Source organism: Flavobacteriales bacterium, assembly GCA_016712535.1.
Lineage (GTDB): Bacteria > Bacteroidota > Bacteroidia > Flavobacteriales_F > PHOS-HE28 > PHOS-HE28.
In genome coordinates this window covers 1034594-1047594 of the sequence record JADJQW010000002.1, presented here as the reverse complement: position 1 = coordinate 1047594, position 13001 = coordinate 1034594, and the positions used below count along the sequence as shown (strand labels likewise).

Sequence of the window (13001 nt, the reverse complement as noted above, 5' to 3'; positions counted from 1 at the left end):
ATGTTCCATTGATGGAGCGGCAAGGTTCAAGCAGCGAGCGGCAAGTCCAGGACTCGCCGCTCGCTGACTCGCTAACTGAACGCTCCTGGGTTACTCATCGATCTCCTGCTCCTCAAGGCGCTCTGACACAAGGCGCTGGTACTCTTCCTTGTTGGCCACGAAGGTGTTCTGGTAGCCGCGGGCGCCGGTACCGGCGGGGATCAAGTGGCCCACGATCACGTTCTCCTTCAGGCCCTTCAGGTGGTCCTCCTTTGCATTCACGGCGGCCTCATTCAGCACCTTGGTGGTTTCCTGGAAGGAAGCCGCGCTGATGAAGCTCTCGGTCTGCAAGCTGGCGCGGGTTATGCCTTGGAGCATGGTGCGCGCCGTTGCGGGCTTCGCGGGGTTGGCTTGCACCAGCTTGGCGTCGCGGCGCTTCAGTCCGCTGTTCTCATCGCGCAGCTTGCGCATGCTCACCATCTGGCCCACCTTCAGCGTGGTGCTATCACCTGCATCGGAGACGACCATCTTATCATAGATGGAATCGTTCTCCTCCATGAACTCGATCTTGTTCACGCTCTGGCGCTCCAGGAAGCGGGTATCGCCCGGATCCTCGATCTCCACCTTGCGCATCATCTGGCGCACGATCACCTCGAAGTGCTTGTCGTTGATCTTCACGCCCTGCATTCGGTAAACCTCCTGCACTTCGTCCACGAGGTACTCCTGGACGCGGGTGGGGCCTTGGATGTCGAGGATGTCACCAGGGCTGATGGAACCATCGCTGAGCGGCTGTCCGGCTTTCACGAAGTCGTTCTCCTGCACCAGGATGTGCTTGCTCAATGGCACCATGTAGGTCTTGCGCTCGCCGGTCCGGCTCTCCACGAAGATCTCACGGTTGCCGCGCTTGATCTTGCCGTAGGAGATGATGCCGTCGATCTCGCTGACGATGGCCGGGTTGCTCGGGTTACGAGCCTCGAACAGCTCCGTGACGCGCGGCAGGCCACCGGTGATATCACCGCCCTTGCCTCCGGTGCGCGGGATCTTCACCAGCACGTCGCCCGCCTCGATCTTCTGTCCCTCTTTCACGATGATGTGGGCGCCCACAGGCAGGCTGTAGGTCTTCAGCTCCTCCTTGCCCTTGGGATCCATGATGCGGATCGTGGGGTTCTTGCGCTTATCGCGGCTCTCGATGATCACCTTCTCAGCGAAGCCGGTCTGCTCATCGATCTCTTCACGATAGGTTGCGTTCTCCTCGATGCTCTCGAACGCCAGCGTACCGGACAGTTCAGAGATGATCACCGCGTTGTACGGATCCCAGTTGCAGATCAGGTCGTTCTTCTTGATCGCCTTGCCGCCCTTGGCGTAGAAGTAGGCGCCGTAGGGCATGTTGCTCGTGGTGAGCACGATGCCGGTGTTTGCGTCCACGATGCGCATCTCGGTGCTGCGGCTGATCACCACCTCGGCGTCCTCGCCCTTGCGGTCCTTCTTCTTCACGGTGCGCAGCTCATCGAGCTCGAGGATGCCGTCGTACTTCGCGCGGATCTCGCTCTGCTCCGTGATCTTGCCGGCCACACCGCCGACGTGGAAGGTGCGCAGGGTGAGCTGCGTGCCGGGCTCGCCGATGGATTGGGCGGCGATCTCGCCGACCGCCTCGCCCAGCTGCACGTTGCGGCCGGTGGCCAGGTTGCGGCCATAGCACTTGGCGCAAACGCCTTGCTTCTGCTCGCAGGTGAGCACGCTTCGGATCTCCACCTCCTCGATCGGGCTCTTGCCGATGATGGCTGCGATGTCCTCGTTGATGAGTTCGCCGCTGCGCACGATCAGGTCGCCGGTCTGCGGGTGGTACACATCGTGAACCGTCACGCGGCCCAGGATCCGGTCGGCGAGCGATTCCACCACTTCCTCGTTCTTCACGAGGGCCGTGGCGATCAGGCCGCGCAAGGTCCCGCAATCGTGATTGGTGATCACCACGTCCTGCGCCACATCGACAAGTCGGCGGGTGAGGTAGCCGGCGTCAGCGGTCTTCAGCGCCGTATCGGCCAGGCCCTTACGCGCGCCGTGCGTGCTGATGAAGTACTCCAGGATGGAAAGTCCTTCCTTGAAGTTCGAGAGGATGGGGTTCTCGATGATGTCCTGGCCGCCGCCGCCGCCGCTCTTCTGGGGCTTGGCCATCAGGCCACGCATGCCGCTGAGCTGCCGGATCTGCTCTTTGGAGCCGCGGGCACCGCTGTCCATCATCATGTAGATGGAGTTGAACCCTTGCTTGTCGCTCTTGATGCGCTCCATCAGCGAGAAGGTCACCTTCGAGTTGGTATGCGTCCAGATGTCGATGGTCTGGTTGTACCGCTCGTTGTTGGTGATGAGGCCCATCTCGTAGTTGTTGGTCACCTCATCCACTTCGGCCTGGGCCACCTTCACAACCGCTTCCTTGTTGTCGGGGACAACCACGTCATCAAGGTTGAAGCTCAGGCCGCCACGGAAAGCGCTCATGAAGCCCAGGTCCTTGATGTCATCGAGGAACTGCGCGGCACGGGCAACGCCGGTCTCCTTCATCACCATGCCGATGATGTCCCGGAGAGCCTTCTTGGTGAGCACGTCGTTGATGAAGCCGCACTCATCGGGCACCACTTCATTGAAGAGCGTGCGCCCGCAGGTAGTCTCGATCATCTCCGACTTGCCCGTCTTCGGATTGTGCCAGCGCAGCTTGAGCCAGGTGTGCAGGTCAAGGCGGCCTTCGTTGTAAGCGATGATCACCTCTTCCGGGCTGTAGAAGGTCATGCCTTCGCCCTTCATGGCGCGCTCGCTATCGGTCTTGCGGCCTTTCGTGATGTAGTAAAGGCCGAGCACCATGTCCTGGCTGGGCACCGCGATGGGCGCGCCATTGGCCGGGTTCAGGATATTATGGCTGGCGAGCATGAGCAGCTGGGCCTCGAGGATGGCCGAGTTGCCCAAGGGCACGTGCACGGCCATCTGGTCACCGTCGAAGTCGGCGTTGAACGCGGTGCAGACCAGCGGGTGCAGCTGGATGGCCTTGCCTTCGATGAGCTTGGGCTGGAAGGCCTGGATACCGAGGCGGTGCAGTGTGGGTGCACGGTTCAGGAGCACCGGGTGGCCCTTGAGCACGTTCTCCAGGATGTCCCACACCACAGGCTCCTTCTTGTCCACGATCTTCTTGGCGCTCTTCACCGTCTTCACGATGCCCCGCTCGATGAGCTTGCGGATGATGAAGGGCTTGAAGAGCTCGGCAGCCATGTCCTTAGGCAAGCCGCACTCATGCAGCTTCAGCTCAGGGCCCACCACGATCACGGAACGTGCGCTGTAATCAACGCGCTTGCCGAGCAGGTTCTGGCGGAAGCGGCCCTGCTTGCCCTTGAGCGAATCGCTCAGTGACTTCAGCGGGCGGTTGCTCTCGCTCTTCACGGCGCTGCTCTTGCGGCTGTTGTCGAAGAGGCTGTCGATGGCCTCCTGCAGCATGCGCTTCTCGTTGCGCAGGATCACCTCGGGGGCCTTGATCTCCACCAAACGCTTGAGGCGGTTGTTCCGGATGATCACGCGGCGATAGAGGTCGTTGAGGTCGCTGGTGGCGAAGCGGCCGCCATCGAGTGGCACCAAGGGGCGCAGCTCGGGCGGGATCACGGGCACCACCTTCACGATCATCCATTCCGGATGGTTCGGGCGGCGGGTATTCGCATCGCGGAAGGCCTCCACGACATTCAAGCGCTTGAGGGCCTCGTTCTTGCGCTGCTGGCTGGTCTCGGTGTTGGCCTTGTGGCGCAGGTCGTAGCTGAGGCTGTCGAGGTCGAGGCGCTTGAGCAGGTCGTGCAATGCCTCAGCGCCCATCTTGGCGATGAACTTGTTCGGATCGTTCTCGTCGAGGTACTGGTTGTCCTTGCCGAGCTGCTCGATGATGTCCAGGTACTCCTCTTCAGTGAGGAAGTCGAGGTACTGCACCGGATTGCCCTCCTTGTTCACGGCCTTACCGGCGCTGATTACCACGTACCGTTCGTAGTAGATGATCTGGTCGAGCTTCTTGGTGGGCAGGCCCAGCAGGTAGCCGATCTTGTTCGGCAGGCTGCGGAAGTACCAGATGTGGGCCACGGGGACCACGAGCTGGATATGCCCCATGCGCTCGCGGCGCACCTTCTTCTCAGTGACCTCCACACCGCAGCGGTCACACACGATCCCTTTGTAGCGGATGCGCTTGTACTTGCCGCAGTGGCACTCGAAATCCTTCACCGGACCGAAGATGCGCTCGCAGAACAGGCCGTCGCGCTCGGGCTTATAGGTGCGGTAGTTGATGGTCTCAGGCTTGATCACCTCGCCATGGCTGCGCTCGAGGATCTGCTCGGGGCTGGCCAGGTTGATGACGATCTTGCTGAAGTTGCTATTGAGCTTGACGTCCTTCTTCATGTGCTCGCGGATGTGCTTACGTTCTTTCGGACAACTGCTACCGATGGGGTCACTCGAGTGACACGTTCAAGGCCAGGCCACGGAGCTCGTGGAGCAGCACGTTGAACGACTCCGGGATGCCCGGTGTGGGCAGGGGCTCGCCTTTCACGATGGCTTCGTAGGCCTTGGCGCGGCCCATGACGTCATCGCTCTTCACGGTGAGGATCTCCTGCAGGATGTTGGCGGCGCCGAAGGCCTCGAGCGCCCACACTTCCATTTCACCGAAGCGCTGGCCACCGAACTGGGCCTTACCGCCCAACGGCTGCTGCGTGATGAGGCTGTAGGGGCCGATTGACCGTGCGTGCATCTTGTCATCGACCATGTGCGCGAGCTTGATCATGTAGATCACGCCCACCGTGGCAGGTTGATCGAAGCGCATGCCGGTGCCGCCATCGGTGAGGTAGGCTTTGCCGCTGCGCGGAATGCCGGCCTCGTCCGTCTCTGCATTGATCTGATCGATGGTGGCGCCATCGAAGATCGGCGTGGCGTACTTGCGGCCCAGCTTCTTGCCGGCCCAGCCCAGCACGGTCTCGTAGATCTGCCCCAGGTTCATGCGGCTCGGCACGCCCAGCGGGTTCAGCACGATATCGACCGGAGTGCCATCTTCGAGGAAGGGCATGTCAGCGTCGCGGACGATCTTGGCCACGATGCCTTTGTTCCCGTGGCGGCCGGCCATCTTATCACCCACGGTGAGCTTGCGCTTGGCAGCCACGTACACCTTGGCCAGCTTAACGATGCCTGCAGGCAACTCGTCGCCGATGCTCACGGTGAACTTCTTGCGCTTGAAGGCGCCGCTGATGTCGCTGTAACGGATGGTGTAGTTGTGGATGAGCTGGCGCACGAGCTCGCTCTTGCGCTTGTCTGCCACCCAGTCCGTGGGGTCAACGGTGATGAAGTCGATGCCCGCTAGCACCTTCGGGCCGTACTTGGTGCCCTTCTTCACCTGCTCTTCCTTGTACTTGTTGAAGACGCCGTTGCTGGTCTCGTTGCCCACGAGCTGCATGAGCTTCTCCACGAGCAGGTTCTTCAGGCTGCCGAGCTCCTTCTCCTCATCCTTATCGATCTGCTCGAGGATGCCCTTCTCATTGCCCTTGGCCTTCTTGTCCTTCACTGCCCGGCTGAACAGGCGCTTGTCGATGACGATGCCCTTGGCGCCGGGTGGCGATTTCATGCTGGCATCCTTCACATCGCCGGCCTTATCGCCGAAGATGGCCCGGAGCAGTTTCTCCTCAGGGCTGGGGTCGGTCTCGCCCTTGGGCGTGATCTTGCCGATGAGGATGTCGCCCTCCTTGATCTCGGCACCGATGCGGATCAGGCCGTTCTCATCGAGGTCCTTGGTGGCCTCTTCTGAAACGTTGGGGATGTCGCTGGTGAGCTCCTCAAGGCCGCGCTTGGTGTCGCGCACCTCCATGATGTACTCATCGATGTGGATGGAGGTGAAGATGTCCTCGGAGGCTACGCGCTCACTGATCACGATCGCGTCCTCGAAGTTGTAGCCCTTCCAAGGCATGAAGGCCACCTGCAGGTTGCGGCCGATGGCCAATTCCCCGTCCTGGGTGCCATAACCTTCGCAGAGCGGCTGTCCCTTGGTCACCTTTTCGCCTTTGCGCACCGTGGGGCGCAGGTTCATGCAGGTGCTCTGGTTGGTCTTGCGGAACTTGGTGAGGCGGTACTCCTTCTCGTCGCCATCGAAGCTCACGATGCGGTCCTCGTCGCTGCGCTTGTATTCCACCACGATGCGGTCGCTGTCCACATGCTTCACGGTTCCTTCACCTTCGGCGGTGATCAGCACGCGGCTGTCGCGCGCAACGAGCTCCTCAAGCCCGGTGCCCACGATGGGCGCCTCGGGCAACAGCAACGGCACGGCTTGGCGCATCATGTTAGAGCCCATCAGCGCGCGGTTGGCGTCATTGTGCTCCAGGAATGGGATGAGCGATGCGGCGATGGAGGCGATCTGGTTGGGGCCCACATCCATGAGATGCAGCTCCTTGGGCTCAACCACGGGGAAGTCGCCCATGAGGCGTGCTTTCACGCGCTTGGTCTCGAACTCGCCCTTTTCGTTGATCACGGCATTGGCCTGGGCGATCATGAGGTTGTCCTCTTCTTCCGCGCTCAGGTAGGTCACGTCGCCCTTCATGTCAACGCGGCCATCCTTCACGGAACGGTAAGGGGTCTCGATGAAGCCGAGGTTATTGATCTTGCTGTAGACGCAGAGCGAGCTGATCAGTCCGATGTTCGGTCCTTCAGGCGTCTCGATGGTGCAGAGGCGGCCATAGTGCGTGTAATGCACGTCTCGCACTTCGAAGCCGGCGCGCTCACGGCTCAGGCCACCGGGTCCAAGCGCCGACATGCGGCGCTTGTGGGTGATTTCGCTGAGCGGGTTGGTCTGGTCCATGAACTGGCTCAGCTGGTTCGTTCCGAAGAACGAATTGATCACGGAGCTCAGGGTCTTGGCGTTGATCAGGTCGGTAGGCGTGAACACCTCATTGTCGCGCACGTTCATGCGCTCGCGGATGGTGCGGGCCATGCGGGCCAGGCCCACGCCGAACTGCGCGTGCAACTGCTCGCCCACGGTGCGCACCCGGCGGTTGCTCAAGTGGTCGATGTCGTCCACATCGGCCTTTGAGTTCACCAGCTCGATCAGGTACTTGATGATGAAGATGATGTCCTCCTTGGTGAGCACGCGCACGCTGAGCTCGCTTTGCAGGCCCAGCTTCTTGTTGATGCGGTAGCGGCCCACCTCGCCAAGGTCATAGCGCTGCTCGCTGAAGAAGAGCTTGTCGATCACGCCCCGGGCCGTTTCCAGGTCGGGTGGCTCGGCATTGCGCAATTGGCGGTAGATCACCTCGACGGCTTCCTTCTCGGAGTTCGAGGTATCCTTCTGCAGGGTGTTGTAGATGAGCGCGTAGTCGGCCGCATTGATGCCCAGCTTGTGCAGGATCACGGTCTTGGCACCGCTCTCCACGATCTGGTCCACGTGGTGCTCTTCGATCACGGTCTCGCGGTCGATCAGCACCTCATTCCGCTCGATGCTCACCACTTCACCCGTGTCCTCATCCACGAAGTCCTCCACCCAGCTCTTGAGCACGCGTGCAGCGAGCTTGCGGCCCACGGCCTCTTTCATGGCCGCCTTGGTGACCTTGATCTCGTCGGCCAGGCCGAAGATCTCCAGGATCTGCTTATCGCTCTCGAATCCGATGGCGCGGAGCAAGGTGGTGACCGGCAGTTTCTTCTTCCGGTCGATGTAGGCGTACATGACGCCATTGATGTCGGTCGCGAACTCGATCCACGAGCCTTTGAACGGGATCACGCGGGCGCTGTACAGCTTGGTACCGTTGGCGTGGCGGCTCTGGCCGAAGAACACGCCGGGGCTGCGGTGCAGCTGGCTCACCACCACGCGCTCAGCCCCGTTCACCACGAAGCTGCCGCGCGGGGTCATGTAAGGGATCTGGCCCAGGTACACGTCCTGCACGATGGTCTCGAAATCCTCGTGCTCGGGATCGGTGCAGTAGAGTTTCAGCTTGGCCTTCAGCGGCACGCTATAGGTAAGGCCGCGCTCGATGCACTCGTCGATGGCGTAGCGGGGGGGGTCGATGAAATAGTCGAGGAACTCGAGCACGAACTGGTTGCGCGTGTCCGTGATCGGGAAGTTCTCGCTGAATACCTTGAAGAGGCCTTCCTGTTCGCGATGCTCCGGGAGCGTATCGATCTGGAAGAATTCCTCGAAGCTCTTGAGCTGGATCTCCAGGAAGTCGGGATAGTCGATGCCGAACTTGCTGGAGCCGAAGTCGATGCGCTTGCCTTTCTTGGTGGTCTTCGCCTGGGCCATGTGGGGTGATCGGGGAATGGAAGACGTGCGTTTCGTTGATCCTCATTGATGCTGGCCGAACCGCGCTGGATCTGGGCGCGGGCGGCGGCGGCGCTAGGCGCCGTGATAGGTCCGCGTAATCACAGCACGGCGGGGAAGGTCCCGTGCGGGACCCTCCCACGCCGCAGTGATGCGGAAAGGCTGAGGTTCTTACTTAACCTCAACTTCGGCGCCGGCTTCCGTGAGTTGCTGCTTCAGGCTCTCGGCGTCCGCCTTGGACACGCCTTCCTTCAGCGGCTTGGGAGCGCCGTCCACCAGGTCCTTGGCCTCTTTCAGGCCCAGGCCGGTGAGCTCCTTCACGAGCTTCACCACGGCGAGCTTGTTAGCTCCGCCGGCCTTGAGGATCACGTCGAAGCTGGTCTTCTCTTCAGCAGCAGCGCCACCGCCAGCGGCGGGGCCAGCAGCCACGGCTACGGCTGCAGCAGCCGGTTCGATCTTGTACTCGTCCTTCAGGTAAGTGGCGAGTTCGTTCACCTCTTTCACGGTGAGGTTGACGAGCTGGTCGCCAAGTGATTTGATGTCTGCCATTGTTCGGGGGTTGTTGCGGTTAGTTCGTGGAAGCGGACTGTGCGTAACGCGTTCGTGGGAGCGTCCGCCGGGCGAACGCTCTCGGTATCTCTTATGCCTGGGCGCGCTCTTCGAGTGCCTTCACCAAGCCGGCGATCTTCTGGCCACCGCTGCCCTGCAGGCCGCCGATGACATTCTTGATCGGGCTCTGGAGCAGAGCGATGATGTCTCCGATGAGCTCATCCTTGCCCTTGAGCTTGGCCAGCATGGCCACCTGATCGTCGCCAATGAAGACGGCTTCATCGATCCATGCGCTCTTGAGCTGAGGCTTGGGCACCGAGTCCTTCGCTCCGGGGTTCTTCTTCCGGAATTCCTGGATCAGCTTGGCGGGCGTGTTGCCTTTCTCGGCGAACATCACAGCGGTCTGTCCGGCCAGGGTGGGGAACAATGCGCTGTAGTCCTTGTCCTCGATGCGCTCCATCGCCTTCTGAAGAAGGGTGTTCTTCACCACCTTCATGCGGATGCCCTGCGTATGGCAGGCTCGTCGCAATTGGCTGGTGGTCTCAGCGTTCAGGGCGCTGGCGTCGGTCAGGTAGAGCACATTGGTGGCCTTGATCTCGGTCACGAGCTCAGCGATGGCCTCGTCTTTCTGGATGCGGGTTGCCATGGTCGTTCAGGGATTAAGCCACTTGGACGGTTCGTGTATCAACCTTCACGCCTGGGCTCATGGTGCTGCTCACGGTGATGCTCTTGATGTAGGCGCCCTTCGCAGTGCTGGGCTTCAGCTTCACCAGTGTCTGCAACAGCTCGTGGGCGTTCTCGCTGAGCTTGGCCGCATCAAAGGAGGCCTTGCCGATCACCGCGTGGATGATCCCGGCTTTGTCCACCTTGAAATCAATCTTGCCCGCCTTCACCTCCTTCACGGCCTTGGCCACATCCATGGTCACGGTGCCGGTCTTGGGGTTGGGCATCAGGCCGCGAGGACCGAGCACACGGCCCAGCGCGCCCACCTTCGCCATCACGGCTGGGGTGCAGATGATCACATCAACAGCGGTCCAGCCGCCTTTGATCTTATCCACATAATCATCGAGGCCAGCCATATCCGCGCCGGCAGCTAAGGCTTCCTCGCACTTGGCGGGGTCAGCCAGCACCAGGACGTTCACGGTACGGCCGGTGCCATGAGGCAGGCTCACGGTTCCGCGCACCATTTCGGTGCTCTTCTTGGGGTCCACGCCCAAGCGCACCGCGATATCCACGGTGGCGTCGAACTTGGTGGTGCTCACTTGCTTCACGATCTGCGCAGCCTCCGGGAGACTGTAGATCTTGGCGGTGTCGAACTTGCTCAACGCCGTCTTACGCTTCTTGGTGATGGTGCTCATGGCGCTGTGATCAGAAGGGTTTCTCGCCAGTGACCGTGACACCCATGCTCCGGGCCGTGCCGGCTACCATGCTCATGGCGCTGTCTATGTTGAAGCAATTCAGGTCGGGCATCTTGTCCTGCGCGATCACGCGGATCTGATCCCAAGTGATGCTGCCCACCTTCTTGCTATGAGGGGTGCCGCTGCCACCTTGGATCTTGGCAGCATCAATGATCTGCACGGCCGCAGGGGGTGTCTTGATGATGAAGTCGAACGACTTGTCGGCGAATACCGTGATCACCACAGGCAGCACCTTGCCAGCCTTGTCCTGCGTGCGCGCATTGAACTGCTTGCAGAACTCCATGATGTTCACGCCCTTGGCGCCGAGCGCTGGGCCGATGGGTGGGGACGGGTTGGCCGCTCCCCCCTTTACTTGCAGCTTGATCAGCGCTGCGATCTCCTTTGCCATTGTTCTTGGTTTGTGTCCTGTTGGCGCCTTCCTTGCGGTTGGCTCGGACGGGTTTGCTTTCGTTGGGGCGAGAAATTCCGCGCCCTTGCATTGATCGTCAGACTTCCTTTTCCACTTGCATGAAGCTCAGTTCGAGCGGGGTCTTCCTTCCAAAGATCTTCACCATCACTTTCAGCTTCTTCTTGTCCTCGTTGATCTCTTCCACAACGCCGTTGAAGCCATTGAACGGCCCATCAATCACCTTCACGCCCTCGCCGATATGGTAAGGATTCACGCTGGTGGCCTCGGCATCAGCCAAATCATCCACGGTGCCCAGGATGCGGTTCACCTCGGATTGGCGAAGCGGAACGGGGTCACCGCCTTTCTCCGATCCCAAGAAGCCGATCACGTTGGGCAGGTTCTTGATGCTATGCGCGATCTCTCCGGTGAGGTCGGCCTCCATCAGCACGTAGCCAGGGAAGAAGTTCCGCTCCTTGCTCACCTTCTTGCCGTCGCGGATCTGGTAGAACTTCTCCATGGGGATGAGAACCTGCGCGATGCGGTCCTTCATGCCCTTGGTCCGTCCCACTTCCATGTCGATGAGCTCCTTGACCTTCTTCTCCTTGCCGGAGATGGCCCGCACCACGTACCACTTCTTTGTGATCGCCTCAGCCATGGCCTATGATGCGAGGAATTTGTAGATGAAGCCGAGCATCCCCTTCCAGAAGCCCGTGTCGTTGGCGCCCATGTTCTGCGCGCCGAACACGAAATCCATGAGGAAGATGATGAGCGAAAGGAGGAGCGCGGAAACGAGCACCACGATGGCACTGCCCTGGAGCTCCTTCCAGGTAGGCCAGCTCACCTTATTCATGAGCTCGTTGTAGCTCTCGCTCAGGTATGTCTTGAAGCTTGCCATCGGAGGTTGTGGTTCGGCTTGGGCACGGGTGGCAGGAATCGAACCCGCAGCCTAAGGTTTTGGAGACCTTCGCTCTACCAATTGAGCTACACCCGTGTGTGAGGTCGCTTCGTTCATTTCGGCGGCGAAGGCCGGCCCGGTTGCCCGAGCCGGCCTTTCCACCTGGGTTCGCTTGATTACTTGATGATCTCGGTAACCTGTCCAGCGCCCACGGTGCGACCACCCTCGCGGATGGCGAAACGCAGGCCCTTGTCCATGGCGATCGGGACGATCAATTTCACCGTGATGCTCACGTTGTCACCGGGCATGATCATCTCGCGTCCGGCCTCCATCGTGATCTCGCCCGTCACGTCCGTGGTGCGGAAGTAGAACTGCGGGCGATACTTGTTGTGGAAGGGGGTGTGTCGGCCACCTTCTTCTTTCTTCAGCACGTAGATCTCCGCCTTGAATTCGGTGTGCGGAGTGATGCTTCCGGGCTTGGCGATGACCATGCCGCGGCGGATCTGGTCCTTCTCGATGCCGCGGAGCAGGATGCCCACGTTATCACCAGCCTCGCCGCGATCCAGAAGCTTGCGGAACATCTCCACACCAGTGCAGGTGCTCTTCATGCTCTGCTCCTGCATGCCGATGATCTCCACTTCCTCGCCGGTCTTCACCACACCGGTCTCGATGCGTCCGGTGGCCACCGTGCCGCGGCCGGTGATCGAGAACACATCTTCCACGCTCATCAGGAACGGCTTCTCGGTCTCGCGCGGGGGCACTGGGATCCAGTTATCCACGGCGTCCATCAGAGCCATCACGGTATCCACCCACTTGGGCTCGCCATTCAGGCCGCCAAGGGCACTGCCGCGGATCACGGGAGTGTTGGTGCCGTCGTACTGGTAGAACGTGAGCAGCTCGCGAATTTCCATTTCCACGAGGTCGAGCAGCTCAGGGTCATCCACCATGTCCACTTTGTTCATGAACACGACGATCTTGGGCACGCCAACCTGACGGCCGAGCAGGATATGCTCGCGGGTCTGGGGCATGGGGCCGTCCGTGGCGGCCACCACCAGGATGGCGCCGTCCATCTGAGCGGCACCGGTAACCATGTTCTTCACATAGTCAGCGTGGCCTGGGCAGTCCACGTGCGCGTAGTGACGGTTGGCCGTCTGGTACTCCACGTGCGCGGTGTTGATCGTGATCCCGCGCTCTTTCTCTTCGGGCGCATTGTCGATGGAATCGAAGCTGCGCACTTCGCTGAGGCCCTTGGAGGCCAGCACGGTGGTGATCGCTGCGGTAAGGGTGGTCTTACCGTGGTCAACGTGGCCGATGGTGCCGATGTTGACGTGGGGCTTATCCCGCTTGAAAGTCTCCTTTGCCATGGTCGTTCGGTCGTTGTAGTGTTCGTTACTGATCAGTCCTTTCGTTCTGCTGTACTGGCCATCCCGCGCAAGCGAGGGGTGTTGTCAATGCTGCTCTCCAGTTGCTCGCTGA

At 60.7% G+C, this 13001-nt stretch carries 9 protein-coding genes and 1 tRNA gene; all 10 read right to left on the bottom strand.

Annotation, left to right across the window (positions count from 1 at the left end; genetic code table 11):
* Positions 1–90: 90 nt before the first annotated feature.
* On the bottom strand, positions 91–4389 hold the full coding sequence (rpoC, locus tag IPK70_04325; protein MBK8226380.1) for a DNA-directed RNA polymerase subunit beta': 4299 nt from the start codon (positions 4387–4389) through the stop codon (positions 91–93).
* Positions 4390–4438: 49 nt separating this feature from the next.
* Complete coding sequence (gene rpoB, locus IPK70_04320) at positions 4439–8257, bottom strand: DNA-directed RNA polymerase subunit beta (GenBank protein MBK8226379.1); 3819 nt, start codon at positions 8255–8257, stop codon at positions 4439–4441.
* A 189-nt stretch (positions 8258–8446) separates the two neighbouring features.
* Positions 8447–8824: a 50S ribosomal protein L7/L12 gene (gene rplL, locus IPK70_04315; protein ID MBK8226378.1), complete on the bottom strand. Its 378-nt coding sequence runs from the start codon at positions 8822–8824 to the stop codon at positions 8447–8449.
* Between the two features lie 91 nt (positions 8825–8915).
* Positions 8916–9470, bottom strand: coding sequence for a 50S ribosomal protein L10 (locus tag IPK70_04310; GenBank protein ID MBK8226377.1), 555 nt, complete (start codon positions 9468–9470; stop codon positions 8916–8918).
* A 13-nt stretch (positions 9471–9483) separates the two neighbouring features.
* Entirely contained in the window at positions 9484–10182 is a 699-nt protein-coding gene (locus IPK70_04305) for a 50S ribosomal protein L1 (protein MBK8226376.1), read from the bottom strand.
* Positions 10183–10192: 10 nt separating this feature from the next.
* Positions 10193–10630 (bottom strand): 50S ribosomal protein L11, encoded by a 438-nt coding sequence (rplK, locus tag IPK70_04300; protein ID MBK8226375.1) that lies wholly within the window; start codon positions 10628–10630, stop codon positions 10193–10195.
* Positions 10631–10727: 97 nt separating this feature from the next.
* Positions 10728–11285: a transcription termination/antitermination factor NusG gene (nusG, locus tag IPK70_04295; GenBank protein ID MBK8226374.1), complete on the bottom strand. Its 558-nt coding sequence runs from the start codon at positions 11283–11285 to the stop codon at positions 10728–10730.
* A 3-nt stretch (positions 11286–11288) separates the two neighbouring features.
* A complete protein-coding gene (gene secE / locus IPK70_04290) occupies positions 11289–11525 on the bottom strand; it encodes a preprotein translocase subunit SecE (protein MBK8226373.1) in 237 nt (78 codons plus the stop codon).
* 23 nt (positions 11526–11548) lie between these two features.
* Positions 11549–11621: transfer RNA gene (locus tag IPK70_04285), tRNA-Trp, on the bottom strand.
* 80 nt (positions 11622–11701) lie between these two features.
* On the bottom strand, positions 11702–12889 hold the full coding sequence (gene tuf, locus IPK70_04280) for an elongation factor Tu (protein MBK8226372.1): 1188 nt from the start codon (positions 12887–12889) through the stop codon (positions 11702–11704).
* Between the last annotated feature and the right edge of the window lie 112 nt (positions 12890–13001).